21 protein-coding genes are annotated in these 17,951 nt (G+C 72.8%); all 21 read right to left on the bottom strand.

The features are described from left to right. Positions 1–8 precede the first annotated feature (8 nt). Positions 9–764, bottom strand: coding sequence for an SDR family oxidoreductase (locus tag CIK06_RS17770; RefSeq protein ID WP_095565777.1), 756 nt, complete (start codon positions 762–764; stop codon positions 9–11). Beyond that, entirely contained in the window at positions 761–1,255 is a 495-nt protein-coding gene (locus CIK06_RS17775; protein ID WP_157756820.1) for a MarR family winged helix-turn-helix transcriptional regulator, read from the bottom strand. The genes CIK06_RS17770 and CIK06_RS17775 overlap by 4 nt, the downstream gene beginning before the upstream one ends. Before the next feature lie 100 nt (positions 1,256–1,355). Beyond that, complete coding sequence (locus CIK06_RS17780; protein ID WP_232533695.1) at positions 1,356–2,159, bottom strand: SDR family oxidoreductase; 804 nt, start codon at positions 2,157–2,159, stop codon at positions 1,356–1,358. After that, the gene (locus tag CIK06_RS31250) at positions 2,143–2,634 is read right to left on the bottom strand and encodes an acyl-CoA dehydrogenase family protein (RefSeq protein ID WP_232533696.1); all 492 of its coding nucleotides are present in this window, start codon (positions 2,632–2,634) and stop codon (positions 2,143–2,145) included. The genes CIK06_RS17780 and CIK06_RS31250 overlap by 17 nt, the downstream gene beginning before the upstream one ends. Next, positions 2,610–3,287, bottom strand: coding sequence for an acyl-CoA dehydrogenase family protein (locus CIK06_RS31255; RefSeq protein WP_232533697.1), 678 nt, complete (start codon positions 3,285–3,287; stop codon positions 2,610–2,612). Before CIK06_RS31255 ends, CIK06_RS31250 begins: the two co-directional genes overlap by 25 nt. A 246-nt stretch (positions 3,288–3,533) precedes the next feature. Continuing rightward, positions 3,534–4,304: an LLM class flavin-dependent oxidoreductase gene (locus CIK06_RS17790; RefSeq protein WP_095565780.1), complete on the bottom strand. Its 771-nt coding sequence runs from the start codon at positions 4,302–4,304 to the stop codon at positions 3,534–3,536. After that, the gene (locus CIK06_RS17795) at positions 4,297–5,421 is read right to left on the bottom strand and encodes a CaiB/BaiF CoA-transferase family protein (RefSeq protein WP_198347918.1); all 1,125 of its coding nucleotides are present in this window, start codon (positions 5,419–5,421) and stop codon (positions 4,297–4,299) included. The genes CIK06_RS17790 and CIK06_RS17795 overlap by 8 nt, the downstream gene beginning before the upstream one ends. Then, positions 5,418–6,470 (bottom strand): AMP-binding protein, encoded by a 1,053-nt coding sequence (locus CIK06_RS31925; RefSeq protein ID WP_157756821.1) that lies wholly within the window; start codon positions 6,468–6,470, stop codon positions 5,418–5,420. The genes CIK06_RS17795 and CIK06_RS31925 overlap by 4 nt, the downstream gene beginning before the upstream one ends. A gap of 11 nt (positions 6,471–6,481) precedes the next feature. Then, a complete protein-coding gene (locus CIK06_RS31930; RefSeq protein ID WP_095565782.1) occupies positions 6,482–7,018 on the bottom strand; it encodes an AMP-binding protein in 537 nt (178 codons plus the stop codon). Between the two features lie 12 nt (positions 7,019–7,030). Continuing rightward, positions 7,031–7,600, bottom strand: coding sequence for a TetR/AcrR family transcriptional regulator (locus CIK06_RS17810; RefSeq protein WP_095565783.1), 570 nt, complete (start codon positions 7,598–7,600; stop codon positions 7,031–7,033). A gap of 84 nt (positions 7,601–7,684) precedes the next feature. Further along, positions 7,685–8,149, bottom strand: coding sequence for a MaoC/PaaZ C-terminal domain-containing protein (locus CIK06_RS17815; RefSeq protein WP_157756822.1), 465 nt, complete (start codon positions 8,147–8,149; stop codon positions 7,685–7,687). Next, positions 8,146–9,243, bottom strand: a complete 1,098-nt coding sequence (locus CIK06_RS17820; protein WP_095565785.1) for an NAD(P)-dependent alcohol dehydrogenase — start codon at positions 9,241–9,243, stop codon at positions 8,146–8,148. Before CIK06_RS17820 ends, CIK06_RS17815 begins: the two co-directional genes overlap by 4 nt. Beyond that, positions 9,240–9,674, bottom strand: a complete 435-nt coding sequence (locus CIK06_RS17825; protein WP_157756823.1) for a MaoC/PaaZ C-terminal domain-containing protein — start codon at positions 9,672–9,674, stop codon at positions 9,240–9,242. Before CIK06_RS17825 ends, CIK06_RS17820 begins: the two co-directional genes overlap by 4 nt. Next, on the bottom strand, positions 9,671–10,153 hold the full coding sequence (locus CIK06_RS17830) for a MaoC family dehydratase (protein WP_095565787.1): 483 nt from the start codon (positions 10,151–10,153) through the stop codon (positions 9,671–9,673). Before CIK06_RS17830 ends, CIK06_RS17825 begins: the two co-directional genes overlap by 4 nt. Next, on the bottom strand, positions 10,153–11,667 hold the full coding sequence (locus tag CIK06_RS17835; protein ID WP_095565788.1) for an aldehyde dehydrogenase: 1,515 nt from the start codon (positions 11,665–11,667) through the stop codon (positions 10,153–10,155). The genes CIK06_RS17830 and CIK06_RS17835 overlap by 1 nt, the downstream gene beginning before the upstream one ends. Before the next feature lie 9 nt (positions 11,668–11,676). Beyond that, the gene (locus tag CIK06_RS17840; RefSeq protein ID WP_198347919.1) at positions 11,677–13,233 is read right to left on the bottom strand and encodes an acyl-CoA carboxylase subunit beta; all 1,557 of its coding nucleotides are present in this window, start codon (positions 13,231–13,233) and stop codon (positions 11,677–11,679) included. A gap of 86 nt (positions 13,234–13,319) precedes the next feature. Then, entirely contained in the window at positions 13,320–14,267 is a 948-nt protein-coding gene (locus CIK06_RS17845) for a CoA ester lyase (RefSeq protein WP_198347920.1), read from the bottom strand. Continuing rightward, a complete protein-coding gene (locus CIK06_RS17850) occupies positions 14,260–15,384 on the bottom strand; it encodes a branched-chain amino acid ABC transporter permease (RefSeq protein ID WP_095565791.1) in 1,125 nt (374 codons plus the stop codon). The genes CIK06_RS17845 and CIK06_RS17850 overlap by 8 nt, the downstream gene beginning before the upstream one ends. Continuing rightward, positions 15,381–16,253, bottom strand: a complete 873-nt coding sequence (locus tag CIK06_RS17855) for a branched-chain amino acid ABC transporter permease (RefSeq protein WP_095565792.1) — start codon at positions 16,251–16,253, stop codon at positions 15,381–15,383. The genes CIK06_RS17850 and CIK06_RS17855 overlap by 4 nt, the downstream gene beginning before the upstream one ends. Beyond that, a complete protein-coding gene (locus CIK06_RS17860) occupies positions 16,253–17,194 on the bottom strand; it encodes an ABC transporter ATP-binding protein (protein ID WP_095565793.1) in 942 nt (313 codons plus the stop codon). Before CIK06_RS17860 ends, CIK06_RS17855 begins: the two co-directional genes overlap by 1 nt. Further along, complete coding sequence (locus CIK06_RS17865; protein WP_095565794.1) at positions 17,194–17,943, bottom strand: ABC transporter ATP-binding protein; 750 nt, start codon at positions 17,941–17,943, stop codon at positions 17,194–17,196. Before CIK06_RS17865 ends, CIK06_RS17860 begins: the two co-directional genes overlap by 1 nt. Positions 17,944–17,951 lie beyond the last annotated feature (8 nt).

Genomic DNA, 17,951 nt, shown 5'->3' on the forward strand with positions numbered 1-17,951 from the left:
ACACCCTCTCAGCCGGCCCGCGGGCCCTCGGCCACGTCGACCAGGTACTGCAACGTCGAATCGGTGAGCGGGCTCGACCCGGCGACGAGTTCGGCGACGTGCGTCCCGACGTGCGCGGCCGGAATCCAACCGGGGTCGTCGACCCCGGCGAGTCGCCGCGGCCGGGGGCGGATGACGCCGAGCACGATCTCGTAGATCCGCGGCCCGTCGCCGCGCACCTCCTCCGCGATGGTGCGGGTCATGGACCTGGTGGCCGCGGCGGTCAGCGCCACCCCGCCGGCGCCGGGAAAGGGCAGGTCGGCGCTGAGGCCGTTGAGCTGGGCGATCATGCCGCCCGGGGAGACGGCCGGGACCAGGGCGCGGTACGCCCGGAAGATGCTCGTCTGGTTCTGCGCGACCAGCGCCGCCCACTCCTGGTCGGTCAGGTCGACGAGCCGCTTGCGGCCCTGCCCGCCCCAGTCCGCCACGCTGAGCACCGCAGCGTCCGGCGGGCCGTGCCGGCGCACCAGCGCCGCGACGGCGTCGGGCAGGGCCGGATCGAGCAGGTCGAGCGTGGCCGTGGCGAGCCGGGGCGAGGCCGTCCGGTCCGCCAGGGCGTCCAGCCTGGCCCGGGTACGCCCGGTCGCGACGACCGTGGCCCCCGCGTCCAGCAGCGCGCAAGTGACGCCCTCCCCGACGCCGCCGGCGCCGCCGATCACCAGCACCGTGGAGCCGGACAGGTCGGTGTCGCTCCTCGCCCAGTTGGGCATCGTTGCAGCGGTCATGGCGTGGACTCCCCCTTGTCCGGGTCGCGCAGGGCGGCTCGCTCGTGCACGTGCCGCAGCAACGCGGCAAGGGTCAACCCGAACTCGGCGAGCCGGTCCGGCTCGATCCCGTCCAGGAACCAGTACTGCGCCGAGCGCAGGTGCGGCCCGAGGGCCCGCCGGTACGCGTCGCGCCCGCTGTCGGTGATGGCCACCACGGCGGCCCGACCGTCGCCCGCCGCTCCGCGCGCCCGGGTGATCAGCCCCCGTTGCTCCAGCCTGCGCAGTTGATGCGACAGTCGGCCGGATTCCCAGTCCAGGGCCTGCGCACACCGGGTGGACCGCAGCGCGCCCTCGGGTGCGTGCGCCAACTCGGCCAGCACGGTGAAGTCGGCCTCCGAGAGCCCGGAGCCGTCGGCCAGGTCGCGGCCGACCTCGCGGCGGACGGCCTCGCTGAGCAGGACGAAGGTCTGCCACACCCGGCGCTGTTCCGCGGAAGACTTTGCTGACACGTCAGGAAGGTTAGCCCGGTCTCTGATGTGTCAGCAAAGTCTTCCGGGTCACACCGGCGTCTCCCCGGCGGTCGGCGGCCGGTACGCGGGCGCGCTCTGGTCAGACCCCGCCGCCCAGGGTGCGGCCGCCGTCGAGGGTGAGCACCTGCCCGGTGATCCAGGCCGCGTCCCGCGAGGCCAGGAACGCCACCGCGGCGGCGACGTCCTCGGGCAGCCCGAGCCGCCCCAGCGGGTACCCCGCCGCGACCCTGTCCTCCCGGCCGTCGAAGAGCGGGGTGGCGAACCGCGTGCGCACCACCGCGGGCGCGACCGCGTTGACCCGGACGTCCGGCGCCAGCTCGGTCGCGAGCTGCCGGGTCAGCTGGATGAGCGCGGCCTTGCTCGACCCGTACGCGCCGATGCCCTCGGCGGGTCGCAGCCCGGCCACCGAGGCGACGTTGACGACCGCCGCGTCGGATGCCCACACCGCGCTCGCCTTCCGCACCCAGGACAGCGCGGCCAGCACGTTGACCTCGAAGATCTTGCGGATGGCCGCCGCCTCTGCCTCGAACAGGCTGCCGAACGCCGGATTGATCCCGGTGTTGTTGACCAGGACGTCGAGGCGGCCGAACCGGTCCATGGCGGCGCTGATCGCGGCGTCCTGGTGCTCGGTGTCGTCGGCGGCACCGGCGACCCCGAGCGCGACGTCCGGTCCGCCGAGGCCACCGACCGCGGCCTCAAGCGCGTCGGCCCGGCGGCCGGTGACGCAGACCCGGCCGCCCTCGGCCACCAGACGCTGCGCAACCGCCAGGCCGATGCCCCGGCTGGCGCCGGTGATGATCGCGACCCGTCCGTCGAAGCGACGCAGGGTGCCGTCGACGAGGTCGAACGCCATCCCGCGAGCGCGCTCAGAATCCGAGGTCACGGCCGATCAGCTCCTTCATGATCTCGTTGGAACCCGCCCAGATCTTGGTGACCCGGGCGTCCCGCCAGGCGCGGGCGACCCGCTGCTCGTTCATGTAGCCGTAGCCGCCGTGCAGTTGGACGCAGTGGTCGAGGATCTCGTTCTGGGTCTGCGCCGACCACCATTTCGCCTTCGCCGCCTCGACCGCGGTCAACTCGCCGCGGGAGTGCGCCAGCACGCACTGGTCGACGTAGGTCTGGGTGACCTCGGCGCGGGTGACGAGGTCGGCGAGCAGGAACTTGTTGTGCTGGAAGCGCCCGATCGGGCTGCCGAAGGCGTGCCGCTGCCCGGCGTACGCGATCGTCTCGTCGAGGATCTGCCGGGCGTGGGCGATGTTGGCCACCGCGGCGCCCAGCCGTTCCTGCGGCAACCGCTCCATCATGTGACCGAAGCCGCGGTCCACCTCGCCGATCACGTTGTCCCCCGGCACGACCACCTCGTCAAGGTACAGCTCGGCGGTGTCCGCCTCGGGCTGGCCGACCTTGTCGAGCTTGCTCCCGGCGGTGAAGCCGGGGGTGCCGCGTTCGACGGCGAACAGCGTGATGCCCCTGCCGCGGGCGCCGGGGTGGTACGCGCGGCGACGAGCACGAGATCGGCCGAGTGTCCATTGGTGATGAAGGTCTTCGCGCCGTTCAGCACCCAGGCGTCGCCGCGCGGATCCGCCGTGGTTCGCAGTGCGGCGAGGTCGGTCCCGGCGGAGGGCTCGGTCATGCCGATGGCCAGCACGACCTCCCCGCTGGCCACGCCGGGAAGCCACCGGTCGCGCTGCGCGGTGCTGGTCAGGTCGACAAGGTACGGCGCCACCACGTCGAAGTGAATGCTCAGCGACGAGGCCAGCGCCATGGTGACGGTTGCCAGTTCCTCGATGAGGACGGCGTTGTACCGGTAGTCGCCGGCCGCCGATCCACCGTGCCGCTCCGGAATTTCGAGGCCCAGGAAGCCCTGCGCGCCGGCCGCCCGCCAGAGCGTGCGCGGATACTCCCGGTCGGTCAGGTGGTCCCCGACGAACGGCCGGACCTCCCGGCGCAGAAACTCGCGCACGGAATCCCGGAACATCTCGTGGTCGTCCGTGTACGGCCGGCGCAGCATCAGGCGACCCGGTGCAACGGGGCACGCACCCCGGCCGGCATGAGGATCTCGTTCACCGCGTCTCCCAACGGTGCGGCGGGGGTCATCGGCGTACCGCCCGGGTGGCCGGGACGACGTCCCGGGCGACCGCCCGCGCCATCGCCGCCCACCGGCCGGTGGGGCACGCCAGGGTGAGGATGGCCGAGCGGGCGCCGGCCGCGGCGAACTCGCGCAGCCGGGTCGCGCACTCGGCGGCGGTGCCGGCGATCAGGTAGCGCCCGCGGTGACCGGTGAAGTCCTGCCGGTACGTCGCGCCGACCCTGGCCGAGGCGGTCGCCCGGGCCCGATCCGGGTCGTCGTCGAGGGTGAGGAAGCAGTTGATGCTGGGCACGACCGCGTCGGGAGTGCGCCCGGCGCGTTCCAGGCCGGCCCGGATCGCCGCCGCGCCGCTGGCGAGTTGGTCGGGGTGTACATGTACGGCATCCAGACGTCGCCGGAGCGCACCGCGCGGCGGATGGCCGCCTCGCCCCGGCCCGCGATCCAGATCCGCGGCCCGGGTTGCGTCGGCGGCGCCGGCCGGAGCGCGATGTCGTCGAACCGCCAGAACCGGCCCCGGTGCGACGCCGGCCGGCCGGACCACAGCGCCCGCACCACGCGCAGCGTCTCGTCGGCCCGCGCGCCCCGCTCGGCGGTCGGCACCCCGACCGCCTCGAACTCCGGCGGGTACTCCCCGCCCACCCCGATGCCCAGTTCGAAGCGGCCACCCGAGACGATGTCGGTCGTCGCGGCCAGCTTCGCCAGCAGCGCGGCCGGATAGAGCGGCGCGAGGGTCACCGCGCTCAGCAGCCTGACCCGGCTGGTCACCGCGGCCGCGTGCGCGAGCACGACGAACGCGTTGGCCGTCGGGCCGTGGAAGCTGACGTGCTCGCCGATGGCCAGGTAGTCGTAGCCGGCCGCCTCGACGAGCGTCGCGGCGGCGGTCCAGTCGGTCAGGTCGAAGGGGAGCGTCAGGCCGACCTCGAAGCGTGGATCAGGCACCGATCCCCCACCGCTTGAGCAGTTCCGCGCCGCCGTCGCCGGGCAGGCACGGCAGGCCGCGGACCTCGGACGGCGTCCGGGAGAAGCGCGGGGCCGGCTGCGGCTGGCGCAGGCCGAACGACTCGGCCAGCACGCCGCGCGCCGACAGGTGCGGTTCGTCGAACACCTCGTGGACCTCCAGGATCGGCGTCACGCAGCCGTCGGTGTGCGCGAACAGGTCCCGCCACTCGTCGCGGGTACGGGTGCGGAACACCTCGGCCAACCGCTCGCGCATGGCCGGCCAGCGGGCCGGGTCGCGGCGCTCGGCGAAGTGCGCCGGATCGGCGCCGGAGAGCGCGAGGAACTCGGCGAAGAAGCCGTCCTCGATGGCGCCGAAGGCGACCCGGCCGCCGTCCGCGGTGTCGTAGATGTCGTAGTAGGGCGCCCCGCCGTCGAGGAAGTTGGTGCCGCGCTCGCCCCAGCGGCCCGCGAGCCGCTGGCCGTGCACGAAGGTGGTCAGCAGCGCGGCGCCGTCCACGATGGCCGTGTCGACCACCTGGCCGCGGCCGGAACGTGCCCGTTCGACAAGCGCGCCCAGCGCACCGATCACGGCCATGAAGGCGCCGCTGGCGTAGTCGCCGAGCAGGTTGAGCGGGATCGCCGGCCGGCCGGCCCGCGGGCCGAGCAGACCCAGCAACCCGGACAGCGCCACGTAGTTGGCGTCGTGGCCGGCGGTCCGCGCCAACGGCCCGTGTTGTCCCCAGCCGGTGATCCGCACGAACACCAGGCGCGGGTTGACCGCCGCGCATTCCCGCGGTCCGACGCCGAGGCGTTCCATCACGCCGGGCCGGTACCCCTCAAGCAGGACGTCGGCCCTGGCCACCGCTTCGAGGAACAGCGCCCGGCCGGCCGGCGACTTCAGGTCGACGCGGACCGACGAGCGGCCCCGGTTGACCAGGTTGTACTCCTCCGCGCTGTTGTAGTCCACCGTCTGCGCCTCGTCCGGCCGGTCCACCCGCAGCACGTCGGCGCCCATGTCGGAGAGCATCATCGCGGCGAACGGGCCCGGACCCAGCCCGGCGACCTCGATCACCCGCAGACCCGACAGCACGCCGCCGGTCGGCCCGGTGCCCGTCACGAGTCCACGCCGAGGTGGCGGTTCGTGGCCGCGTCCCAGGTGGAGGCCGTCCGCCAGGACTCGCGCAGCGCACCCTTGCGGACCTTCTGGGTCGGGGTCTTCGGCAACTCGTCGACCCACTCCACGTACCTCGGCACCATGAAGCGCGGCAGCCGCTCGACCAGTTCGTTGCGGAGTTCGGCCTCGGTCATCGCGGCGCCGGCGCGGCGGACCACCACGATCTTGACCTCCTCCTCGCCGACCTCGGAGGGAACCCCCACCGCGGCGCAGTCGGCCACGCCGTCCACCGCCCGCACCTCGGCTTCGAGTTCGAGCGACGAGATGTTCTCGCCCCGCCGCCGGATGGTGTCCTTGATCCGGTCGAGGAAGTAGAAGTTCCCGTCCTCGTCCTGACGGAACGCGTCGCCGGTGTGCAGCCACTGGTTGCGCCACGCGGCGACCGTCGCCTCCGGCATGTCCCAGTAGCCGGCCATCAGCGCCCACGGCCGTTCGGCGCGCACCACCAGTTCGCCGACCTCGCCGACCGGTACCGGCTCGTCGTCCCGGTCGACCAGCAGCACGCGGTAGCCGGGCCGCACCCGGCCGCAACTGGTGTCGTTGGCCAGGTCGAAGCCGTCGCTGACCAGCGGGATGCTGAGCTCGGTCATGTTGTAGACGGTCCACACCCGCACGTCGAAGCGTTCGCAGAACTCGGCGACCCGGGTGACCAGCGGCACGACCAGGACGCTGTGCAGCGGGTTGTCCCGGTCCGACGGGCTCGGCGCGGCGTTGACCAGGAACAGCGCCATCGTGCCCAGCAGTTCGGTCGAGGTGCAGCCGTACCGGCGTACCTCCGGCCAGAAGAGGTCGGTCTTGAAGGCCGGGCGCAGCACCACCCGCCCGCCCAGCAGCGCCATCAGGTGCAGCGGCGCGCGGGAGGCCATGTGGTGGAACGGGTACGGGCTGTAGTAGCACGGGTCCAGGTCCCGATACTCGTCGTTGTGCGTCCGCCCGTCCGCGGCGCTGCCACCGGTCGGCATCCAGCCGATCGCGGTCTCGTGCAGCTGCATCCAGGAGATGATCACCCCTTGGACGGGCCGGTCGTGCCGGAGGTGAACATCACCGAGGCGGTTCCGGAGAGCCGGTTCGGCGGGACCGGGTCCGTCGGGGCCGGGGTCCGCAGTTCGGGCAGCGGGTCGGCCGCGCCGGCGGGGCCGACCACGACCGTGCGGAGCGCCCCGCCCGGCCCGGTCAGCTCGGTGATCCGGGCCGCGCAGGAGGCGTGCACCACCGCGACCGCGGCCCGGGACGTGGTCAGGTAGTGCCGCAGCAGCGAACCGCGGTAGTCGACGTTGCCCGGCACCTCCACCGCGCCGAGGTAGCCGATGCCCAGCCAGATCGCCACGCTCTCCGGCTCGTTCAGCAGCATGGTGGCCACCGGGTCGCCGGGGCGCACCCCGAGCGCCGCCAACGCCGCCGCCCAGCGCCGGGCGCGTTCGTGGATCTCGCCGTAGGTGACCTCGCGGTCGGCCACCGCGTCGATGACGAAGACCCGCTCGGGGCACTCCGCTGCCCGCTGGGCGACCAGCGTGGGCAGGGCGATCGGCGCGTCGGTCATGGCTGCTCCCAATCAGGTTTCCGCCAGCACGGACCGCGCCCAGAGGTCGACGATCGCATTGCTCACGTCTTCGATTGATCGTTTCGGCTCCACGTGCAGCACGAAGCTCATGTACGCGAACTGCTCGGTCATCGCGCCCAGCAGCGACGCCGAGAGGTCGATGTCGATGTCGGCCCGCACGACGCCGCCCTGTTGCCCGCGTTCCAGCGCGCCGGTGATCCGCTTGAAGAAGCGCCCCCTGGCCTGGTTCCACAGTTCCCGGACCTCCGCGTCGGTCTGCGAGACCTCGACCAGCAGCGCCATCAGGTCGCTGCCGTCCTGGTACAGCTCGAGATAGCGCTTGGTGGTCAGGTACATGGACCGCTTCGGGTCGCTCGGATCCCAGGGCGAGCGGGCCAGCACGTAGAAGTCGTCCAGCAGTTGTTCCAGCAGCGCCATCAGCATCTGCCGCTTGTCGTCGAAGTAGCGGTAGAAGGTGCCGTTCGACGCGCCGGCCTCCTCGACGATGTCGGCGACCCGCGAACCCGCGAACCCGTCCCGGGCGAACACGGTCCGCGCCGCGCCCAGCAGGCTCGCCTTCATCCGGTGTCCCCGGGGGTCTTCGGCACGAGGTCGCCGCCGGTCTCCGGAACCGGCCTGGACGAGTCGGTCCTCGTGCCGCGCTTGTCAACCATGGGATGTCCCTTCCGCGCTGCCGGGCTGGAGTGGCAGCAGTGCTCCACGCTGAAGACTGGCCCAGTTGACCACGAGCTTCACAGCGGACCGCTGATCGACGCACTCCAGGTGCAGCAGGCACACGTAGCAGCCGGGCCGGCTGGCCGAGGGGCGCTGCGCCACGTCCGCGACGCGGACCCGGACCGTGTCGCCGACCAGCGTGGGGCGGGCCATCCTGACGTCGACGCCGAGGAAGGCGATCGGGTCGGAACCGTTGGAGCGCAGGTACCTGGACTGCACCAGCAGCCCGCTGCAGATCGCCAGCGTCCCCAGCCCGTGCAGCACCGGCGCGCCGAACAGGCCGGCGCCGGCCGCGGTGTGGTCCAGGTGGTACGGGCCGAAGTCTCCGCTGAACCCGGCGAAGTTCACGATGTCGGCCTCGGTGACCGTGCGGCCGTCGGTCTCGAACGGGGTCACAGGGTCACCACCGGCTTGACCACCGTTCCCGCCCGCATCGCCGCGGCCGCCTCCTCGAAGCGGGGAAACGCGAACGGCGTGGCCAGTTCCGCAACGGGCAGGCCGCCGGAGCGCCACAGCCGGACCAGGCGGGGAATGAACAGGCGCGGGTTGCTGTCTCCGGCGGTGGTGCCCCGGATGGTGCGCCCGGACAGCAACTGGGACGCGTCCAGCAGCGTCTGCGAGCGCGGCGGGACGGCGCCGACGACCACGCACGTGCCGAGGCGGTCGAGGGCGCGCACGGCGTCCGGAAGGACGGCCGGCACGCCGGTGCAGTCGAAGACGAACGTGGCGCCTCCGCCGGTGGCCCGGCGGATCTGCCTGACCGTCGAGCCGTCCGCGTCCAGCGCGGCGTGCGCGCCGAGGTCGGTCGCCCGTTGGCGGCGGGCGGGGTCGCGGTCCACCGCGATGACCGGGTCGCAGCCGGCCAGCCGGGCCACCGCGATCGCGCTCAGTCCGACCGCGCCGGCGCCGTAGACGACGGCGGAGTCGCCGGGTCGCGGCCGGGCCACGTTGATCACCGCGCCCGCGCCGGCCTGGACGCTGCATCCGAGCGCGCCGAGCCAGGCCAGGTCCTCCCCCACGTCGACCGGCACCGCGCCGCTCTCGTGCACGATCGCGTGCCGCGCGAAGCTGGACTGGCCGAAGAACCGGGTGTACACCTCGCCGCCGTCGTCGAGCGTCCCGACCGGCTCGCCCGTGCCCCCGCCGGAGCCGTAGTTGAGCCGCAGGCTGCGGGTGCAGTAGCCGACGTTGCCCGCGATGCACTGCGGACAGTCGCCGCAGAACCGGAAGGAGAGGATGACCTGGTCGCCCGGGGCCAGCGCGGTCACCTGCGCGCCGACCCGCTCGACGACGCCGGCGCCCTCGTGACCGCAGACGATGGGGAACGGCGTCTCGTACAGCGTGCCGTCCCGCACCGCGAGATCCGTGTGGCACATGCCGACCCCGACGAGCGCGACGACCACCTCCCGCGGGCCGGGCGCCGGCAGGGTGACCTCCCGCGGCAGGAACGGGGCTCCAGGTGCCGTCACGACGGCGGCCTCCGTCCTCATGGCCGCACCCGGAACGTGCGGTGCAGCGACGCCACGACGTCGCCGCGCTGGTTGGTCCCGGTCAGCCGGGTACGCACCAGGACCGTGCCGCCGGCACCGGGCGAGACGTCCAGCACCTCGCTGCTGGCGGTCAGCGTGTCCCCGGCGTACACCGGGGTGCGGAACCGCAGGTCCTCGATGCCCGCCTCGGTCAGCTCGGCGCTGCCCCAGCCGGCCGTCGCCAGACCGGTGACGATGGCCAGCACACAGCCGCCCACCACGATCCGCTCGGTGAAGGCGCCGTCCAGCAGCCGCCGGGCCGCCTCCACGTTGAAGTGGACCTGCGCCGTGTTCAACGAGCCCAGCGTGGCCAGCATGTTGTCCGCGTCGGTGACCGTGCGGGAGTACGGGTGGGTCAGCACCGCGCCGGCGGCGATCTCGGACGGTCTCACGCGATCCCCCCGGTGCTGCTCAACGGCACAAGGTTCGACCGGTCGTACCGGATCACCGCGCCCACCGGGCCGGGGACCCAGCCGACGGTCTCCCAGGTGACGATGCCCCAGCCGGGCCGGCTGGCCGAGAGGCGCCGATCCCGGACCGTCGATCGGGCGCGGACGCTCATTCCGGGATGCACCGGAGCGAGGAACTCGATGCGATCCGCGCCCAGGAAGGGTCCGGCGCTCTCGGTCAGCTCGCGCACGCTCAGCCCGAGCACGAGGTTGAACACGTACAGCGGATTGACCACCAGGTCGGCGTGCCCGGCCTCGACGGCCCGGTCGGCGTCCAGGTAGATCGGGTTGTGGTGGTGGAACATGGCGCTGAACCCGGCGGCGTCGGCGGGGTAGACGGTCCGGGACTGCTCATGCTCGATCACCATGCCGACCTCGAACTCGTCGAAGTACCGGCTGGGGCTCAGCCGCGCGGCGCCCATCAGATCGACCGCCCGTTCAGCCCGAGCCAGATGGTCTTCTCCTCGGTGTAGAAGTCGAGGTGATGTGGTCCGAGGTCGCGGCCGACGCCGGAGTCCCGGAACCCGCCGAAGGGCACCGCCGGGTGCACGATGCCGTACCCGTTGACCCAGACGTTGCCGGCCGAGACCTGCTGGGCGACGGCCAGGGCGGTCTCGGTGTCGCCGCTCCAGACCCCCGCGGCGAGGCCGTAGGGCGTCTCGTTGGCCAACCGCACCGCCTCGTCCCGGTCGTCGAACTCCTGCAACACGACGACCGGCCCGAAGATCTCCTCGCGTACGGCGGGATGTCCGGCGTCGAGCCCGGACAGCACGGTCGGTTCGAAGAAGTAACCGTCGTACGAGGTCCGCGCGCGGGAGCCGCCGGTCAGCACCGTGCCGCCGTCGGCCACCGCCCGGTCCACGTAGCCGCGGACCCGGTCGAACTGCCGCTCGGTGATCAGCGGTCCGAACGTCGAGCCGGGGGCCAGCCCGTGCCCGACGGTCACCGTGCCGGCCAGCTCCACCAGGCGGTTGGCCAGGTCCTTCGCGATGGAGCGGTGCACCACGATCCGGCTGCCCGCAGCGCACATCTGGCCGGCGTTCTGATAGATGCCGCGGAACAGCGCCGGTGCCGCCGCCGCGAGGTCGGTGTCCGGGAAGACGACCTGCGGGGACTTCCCGCCCAGCTCCAGACCGACCGGCACCAGCCGGGCGCCACCGTCCCGGCCGATGCGCCGGCCGACGTCGGTGGAGCCGGTGAAGGTGATCGCCCGGACGTTCCGGTCGGCGACCAGTGCCGCGCCGGCCTCGTCGCCCACCCCGGTGACGACGTTGACCAGGCCCGGGGGCAGCCCCGACCCGACGAGGAGTTCGGCGATGCGCAGCGTGGCCAGCGAGGCGTGCTCGGACGGCTTCAGCACGACGGCGTTTCCGCAGGACAGCGCCGGCGCGGCCTTGAAGCCGACCAGGATCGTCGGGAAGTTCCAGGCGGTGATGGCGGCGCAGACGCCGAGCGGCTCGCGCACCGACGCGGCGAGCACGCCCGGGTGCGGTCGCGTGGTGCGCCCGTCGACCAGGTTGGCCAGGCCGGCGAAGTAGCGGAACGCGTCCGAGGTCCACCAGGCCTCCCCGGAGGCGTCGGTCAGCGGCTTGCCGGTGTCGATCGATTCCAGCGTGGCGATCTCGGCGATGTTCGCGCGCAGCGTCACCGCCGCCTGCATCAGCAGCTCGGCCCGCTTGCTCGGGCGCAGCCGGCGCCACCTCTCGAACGCCGCGTGCGCGTCGGCCACCGCGACGGCCACGTCGTCGCGGTCGCCGGCCGCGATCGACCCGACCACCCCGCCGGTGCCCGGATCGATCACGGGCAGCGTACGGCCGGCCCGGGCCGGGACCCGGGCACCGCCGATGAAGTGGGCCGGCTCGCGGTCCAGCCAGCGGGACAGCCGGTCCCGCAGGTCCGGGTCGATGGCGTCGTAGACGTGCTCCGAAAGGCTCATCGCTTCCCCTCAGATCGGTGCGATCGCGTGTCGGCGGGGCGGCTCGTGCAGGTCGCGTTCCCGGGCCCGGGACATCGCCTCGATCAGCCGGCCACGGGTGTCCCGCGGGTCGATCAGCTCGTCGACGCCGAACCCGCCGGCGGCCTGCACCGGTCCGACCCGGGCCCGGTACTCCGCGATGATCTCGGCCCGTCTGGCTTCCGGGTCCTCGGCGGCGTCGATCTCCCGCCGGTGCACGATGTCCACCGCGCCCTCGATCTGCATGCCGCAGACCTCGGCGGTCGGCCACAGCAGGGAAAGGTCGTTGCCGAAGTCGCGGCCGCCGGACATGGTCTGGTAGGCGATCCCGTACGCCTTGCGCACGATCACGCTGAACCGCGGGACGGTCGCCTGCCCGAGTGCGAAGATCATTTTCGCGCTCCGCCGCAGCAGCCCGGTGCGTTCGGCGCTCAGCCCGACCAGCAGCCCGGGGGTGTCGATGAAGTAGAGCAGCGGGATCCCGTACGCGTCACACATCGAGACGAAGTGCGCGCCCTTCTCGCAGGCGTCGGCGGTGAGGCAACCCGCCATCTGCATCGGCTGGTTGGCGATGACGCCGACCGGACGGCCGTCGAGCCGGGCGAAGCCGGTCAGCAGGTTGCGGGCGTGGTTCCGGCGGACCTCCAGGAACGAGTCCTCGTCGACGATGGCGCGCAGCACCCGACGCATGTCGTACGCCTGCCGCAGGCTCGTCGGCACCAGGTCGAGCAGGCGGTCCGCGGTGGACGGCTCCCGCGACCGCACGACCGGTGGCGCCGCGCCCGCGTTCTGCGGCAGGTACGACAGCACGGTGCGGGCCAACTCGATGGCCTCCTCCTCGGTCTCGCAGACGAAGTCGGCCATGCCGAGTTGGTCGGCCTGGAACTCCGGCGCGCCGAGGTCCTCCTTGGTCAGTTCCTCGCCGGTGGCCAGCCGCACAAGCGCCGGGCCGGCGATGCCCATGGCCGAGTCGCGGACCATGATGACGATGTCGGCAAAGGCCGCGTAGTTGGACGGGCCGGCGAAGTTCGAGCCGAGGATCAGCGCCACCATCGGCGCCCAGCCGGACAGCGAGCACAACGTGCGGAGCTGGAACGCGACGTCGCCGCCGAACGCGAAGTGTCGGGAGTCCAGCGCCTCCTGGATCCGGTGCCCACCGCTTTCCAGCAGCATCACCAGCGGATGTCCCTCCCGCAGGGCGGTCTGCGCCTGGTGCTCGATCTTGCGGCCACCGGCGGTCCCCATGCTTCCGCCCATGACCGAGAAGTCGCTGGCCACGACCGAGACGGGCCGGCCGTCGACGCGCCCGGTGCCGGTGAGCACGCCGTCGGCCGGCGCCCGGCCCGCCGGGTCGTACGGGTCGTCCTCGGGGGTGACGAAGGTGCCGACCTCGTACAGGCGGCCCTCGTCGAGCAGCGCCGAGACCCGGTTGCGGGCGTGCAGCCGGCCGGGCGCGCCGGGGCCGGCCGCCGCGGCGCGTCCGGCGTTGCGGACGCGCAGCGCCTCGACCTCGTCGATGAGGGCCCGCATCTCGTCACGTGCGCCCACGGTGTCCCCCGATCGCTAACATGAATATGACATCATGTTCATACGCCGCTCCGCCGAGACCTGTCAACACGCCGGCCACCGGTGCCTCAGCCGCCATGGCGCCGCTGTTCCCGGCGCCCGATCTCGGCATCGATCCGGAGGATCTCGCGATGGATCCGGCCCGTCGCGGCGTCGATCAGGCGGCCGGCGTGCCGCGCCGCACCCGCGCCGGACGCCGCCGCCGACTCCAGTGCGCGGACCACCTCGACCGCGGTACGCACCTCGTCCGGCGTGGGGGTGAAGACGTCGTTGACGATCGGTATCTGGTCGGGATGGATGACCCACTTGCCGGCCATGCCGGCGGCCCGGGCGGCAACCGCGTCCCGGCGGCAGCCGGTGGGGTCGTCGAGCGCGCCGTACGGCCCGTCGACCGGCTCCACCCCGGCGGCGCGGGCCGCGGCCACCACCCGGGACCGCGCACCCCGCCAGGTCTCCGGGTCGCCCGCGGTGACGACCTCGGCGGGCAGCCGCAGGCTGGCCGCCAGGTCGGCGGTGCCCAGCACCACCGAGGTCGTCCGCGGGCAGCATCGCGCCAGCGTCTCCACACCGGCCAACGCGGCGGCCTCCTCCACCAGAAGCTCCAGGCCGATGCCGCCGACGACCAGCCCGAGACCCGCCTCAAGCTGCGTCAGCAGCGTGTCGGCGAACCAGACATCCCGTTCGGCGGTGACCTTGGGCAGGATCACCAGATCCAGCGCGTCCCCGGCGGTCTCCAGCAACGAGACCAGGTCGCGGTGGCACCAGGGGGTGTCGACCCCGTTGACCCGGGCCGCGCGGATCTTGTCACCCCAGTCCAGGTCGCGCAGCGCCCGCCCGGCGGCCAGCCGGGCGGAATCCTTGGCCCCGGGCGCCACGGCGTCCTCCAGGTCGAGGAACACCGCGTCCGCCGGGCCGGCCGCCGCCCGCACGAGCATCCGCTCGTTCGAGGCCGGCGTGGCGAGCGTGCTGCGGCGCAGTACGGGCGGCCGGGTGGTTCCCGGCGGCGCGCTAGGCACCGGTCCCCGCGGCCAGCCGGGCGTACGCGTCCCGGATGCCCGGCAGTCGGACGGCCCGACGGCCCAGCGCGCGCAGCAGGCCCATGATGCCCTCGGGTGAGGCGGTGACGAAGAAGATCACGGCCACGCCGTAGATGATCAGCGAGACGTTCGCGCTGAACGTCGGATCCATCGCGTTCAGGTGCAACGCCGACAGCAGGTCCGGCACGACGATCGGCAGAGCGACCACGACCGCCGCGCCGATCACCGCGCCCGGGATGGAGTCCAGCCCGCCGATCATGATCATCAGCACGTACTGGAACGCCAGCAGCAGGGTGAAGTTGGCGACCTGCACGCTGCCGTTCAGGTGCGCGAGCAGCGCCCCCTCGAAGCCGATCACCATCGACGACAGCGTGAAGATCAACAGCTTGTAGCGGCCCACCCGGATCCCGAGGGTCGGCGCGATGTGCTCGTGCTGGCGGATCATGCGCAGCGCCCGCCCGGAACGCTCCCGCACGATGCGCGTGGCACCCAGGATCAGCAGCGCGACGAGCCCGGACAACAACCAGGACCAGGCCGTCCCACCGCCGTCGTCGTGGTCGGCGAACAGCACCGGGATGAAGAATCCGGTGGCCGCGAACTCCGGATGGTGCCCCTGGTACAGGTTGCCGGCGAAGGTCGCGATGAAGTGCGCGGCGAAGGTGGCAAGCACGAGGAACAGCCCGCGCAGCCGCAGCGCCGGAATGCCGACGATCAACCCGGCCACCCCGGCGACCAGCGTCGCGACGACCAGGTCGAGCGGGAACGGCAACCCCTGCCGCAGCACGAAGACGGCGCTGAACGCGCCGATGAGCAGGAAGGCGGCGTTGCCCACCGAGAACTGCCCGGTGGTGCCCTGCAGGATCTGCAGGGCGATCGCCCCCATGGCCGCCAGCAGGATCGAGTCGTAGACGAACACGTTGTACGAGGACGCCGTCTGGGTCACCACGAGCGTGCTGAGCGCGAGTGCCGCCACGCCCCACCAGGCGGGCCGGATCCGGCGCACCGCGCGCCGGGCGGCGGCACCGGGCGGGCCGGACCCCGGCGGCACCGGCGGCACCGGCGGGTGGGAAGACGGTGGCTGCCGCGTGGAGGTCATGCTCTCACCACATTCTTCGTTCCGAACAGGCCCTGCGGCAGCACCAGCAACACGACCAGCAGCACCGCGTAACTGACCACGTCCGTGTACTGGCCACCGAGGTAGGTCTGGGTGAACGCCTGGAGGAGCCCGACGATGACCCCGCCCACCAGCGCACCCTCGATGCTGTCCATGCCGCCCAGGATGATCGCCGGGATGGCGGCCAGACCGAGCCCGATCAGCGACGCGTTGACGGTGGTGACGCTCCCGTAGCTGATTCCCGCCACGGCGGCCAGCACGGCGGCGACCGCCCAGGACCCCATGTGCACGCGCCGGACGTTGACCCCGCCCTGACTCGCGAGCAACGCGTTCTGCCCGCCGGCGCGTACCCGGATGCCCAGGTTGGTGAAGCGCAGGACGGCGATGACGGCGAGGGCCAGCGCGAACGTACCGACCGCGAACGTCAGCGACTCGGCGCTCACCCGGACCCCGAGGATGCCCACCGTCCCGGTCGGTATCCCGGGCAGGTCGATGCCGTACTGGTTGGCCGGCACCACGATGCCCATCAGCCCGTCCAGCACGAAGGCCAGGCCGAAGGTGGCGATGATGCCCATCATCACCCCCTGCCCGGTGGTCCGGCGCAGCACCAGCCAGTAGAACAGGGCGCCGACCGCCATGCTGGTGACCAGGGCGATCAGGAGTGCCTGCCAGGTGGGGACGCCGTCGAGTTGGAGCCAGCCGACGATGAAGGCCGGCAGCAGCATCAGCTGGCCGTGCGCGAAGTTGAACGTGTGCGTCGCCCGGAAGGCCAGCACGAGGCCGAGGCCGATGAGCGCGAAGGTGCCGCCGAGGGTCATGCCGGCAACCAGCGAGACGATGAACCGGGCCATCACCGGCTCCCTCGGATCGAGGACGACCGGCGGGGTCCGGGCCGTTCGGGTTCCGCCGGCGGATCCGTCGGCGGCGCGCCGCCCCCGCCGTCCCGTTGCCCGCCGATGACCGCGTCGCGGAAGGCGGCCGAGTCGAGAACCTCGTCCGGCGAGCCGGCCACCAGCACCGCGCCGCTCTGCAGCCCGACGACCCTGTTGGCCACCGCCCGCACCACGTCCAGGTGATGTTCGACGAGCAGCAGGGTGACCGGGGTGGCCCGGTGCAACTCGGTCAGCAGCTTGCCCACGGCCCTCTGTTCCTCCGGGTCGAGGCCCGAGGTGGGCTCGTCCAGCAGCAGTACCCGCGGGCCGGAGAACAGCGCGCGGGCGATGTCGATCAGCTTTCGCGTGCCGTACGGCAGGCCGCCGACCCGGTCGTGCCTGAGGTGCGCCAGCCCGGTGAACTCCAGGATGGAGACCGCGCGCTCGCGGGCCTCGGCCTCGCGCCGCCGGACCAGGCCGCGCCGCCAGATCTGGTCACCCATCCGGTACGCCAGCCGCAGGTGGGCACCGAGCAGGACGTTCTCCAGCACGCTCTCGCTGTCCACCAGCGGCGGGTCCTGGAAGCTGCGGCCCACACCCCGGGCCGCGATCCGGGTCGCCGGCTCACCCAGCATCGGCTCGCCGTCGAACAGGATCTGACCGCTGACGTGCTCGTGCAGCAGCCCCGACACGGCGTTGAGCAGGGTGCTCTTGCCGGCGCCGTTCGGGCCGATCACCGCGACCACGTCGTGCCGCCGGACGTCGAACGTCACCCCGGCCAGCGCCTGCACGCCGCCGAACCGGGCACGGACGTCCCGGAACGACAGCGCGGGGTGATCCGCCGACAGCGGCGGCCTGTCGAAGATCGCGCCCAGCCAGTCGGCGTTCGACGCCGTCCGTGTCGTGCTGTCGCCGTCCATCAACTCTCCACGTAGCCTGCGGCCAGCAGTTCGCTGCCACGGAAGTCGGCGGCCGGCCCCGAGTTCCGGATCCGGCCGCCGTTGATCAGGTAGCAGTGGTCCACGGTGTCCAGCGCGGTTCCGGTGCTCTCGTCCACCACCAGCACGGCCTTGCCCGATCCGGCGATCCGGCGCATCGCCTCGAACAGCGGTGCGTGCAGGCTGTGGTGGAGGCCGAGGGTCAGCTCGTCGACGATCAGCAGCCGGGGCTCGGACATCAGACCCCGGGCGATGGCCAGCATCTGCTGCTGGCCGCCGGAGAGCCGCCCGGCCAGTTCCCTGGGCCGCGCGCCCAGCACCGGGAACAGCTCGAACACCTCGTCGGTGATCTGCCTGCGGCGGGACCGCCGCGGCAGCCGGCCCAGCGCCACCAGGTTCTCGGCGACGCTGAGGCCGGGAAAGATCTTGTGCCGCTCGGCGACGAAGGCCACCCCGAGTCGCGATGTCTGGTGCGGCTCGGGGTTGGCCGTCGGCGTTCCGAACAGGGTGACGGAGCCGCCCACCACCTTGGCACCCTCGCTGCGGAGGAATCCGCTGACCGCACGGACGGTCGTCGTCTTCCCCGCCCCGTTGGGGCCGAAGAGGGCGACGACCTGTCCGGCGGCGACCTCCAGCGACACGTCCTGCACGCCCAGCGCGCCGTTGCGGTAGCGCACCTTCAGGCCGCGCACGCCGAGCGCCGTCGCGGGCACGTGCTGCTGCGGGTCCACCTGCGGCT

This window comes from Plantactinospora sp. KBS50 (assembly GCF_002285795.1).
Classification (GTDB): domain Bacteria; phylum Actinomycetota; class Actinomycetes; order Mycobacteriales; family Micromonosporaceae; genus KBS50.

What these genes read in the sequence shown, in the direction of transcription:
- CIK06_RS17770 (WP_095565777.1), bottom strand. Translation starts at nt 764, where the DNA reads ATGACCGCTGCAACGATGCCCAACTGGGCGAGGAGCGACACCGACCTG.
- CIK06_RS31255 (WP_232533697.1), bottom strand. Translation starts at nt 3,287, where the DNA reads ATGCTGCGCCGGCCGTACACGGACGACCACGAGATGTTCCGGGATTCC.
- CIK06_RS31925 (WP_157756821.1), bottom strand. Translation starts at nt 6,470, where the DNA reads ATGCAGCTGCACGAGACCGCGATCGGCTGGATGCCGACCGGTGGCAGC.
- CIK06_RS31930 (WP_095565782.1), bottom strand. Translation starts at nt 7,018, where the DNA reads ATGACCGACGCGCCGATCGCCCTGCCCACGCTGGTCGCCCAGCGGGCA.
- CIK06_RS17810 (WP_095565783.1), bottom strand. Translation starts at nt 7,600, where the DNA reads ATGAAGGCGAGCCTGCTGGGCGCGGCGCGGACCGTGTTCGCCCGGGAC.
- CIK06_RS17820 (WP_095565785.1), bottom strand. Translation starts at nt 9,243, where the DNA reads ATGAGGACGGAGGCCGCCGTCGTGACGGCACCTGGAGCCCCGTTCCTG.
- CIK06_RS17830 (WP_095565787.1), bottom strand. Translation starts at nt 10,153, where the DNA reads ATGGGCGCCGCGCGGCTGAGCCCCAGCCGGTACTTCGACGAGTTCGAG.
- CIK06_RS17835 (WP_095565788.1), bottom strand. Translation starts at nt 11,667, where the DNA reads ATGAGCCTTTCGGAGCACGTCTACGACGCCATCGACCCGGACCTGCGG.
- CIK06_RS17850 (WP_095565791.1), bottom strand. Translation starts at nt 15,384, where the DNA reads ATGACCTCCACGCGGCAGCCACCGTCTTCCCACCCGCCGGTGCCGCCG.
- CIK06_RS17855 (WP_095565792.1), bottom strand. Translation starts at nt 16,253, where the DNA reads ATGGCCCGGTTCATCGTCTCGCTGGTTGCCGGCATGACCCTCGGCGGC.
- CIK06_RS17860 (WP_095565793.1), bottom strand. Translation starts at nt 17,194, where the DNA reads ATGGACGGCGACAGCACGACACGGACGGCGTCGAACGCCGACTGGCTG.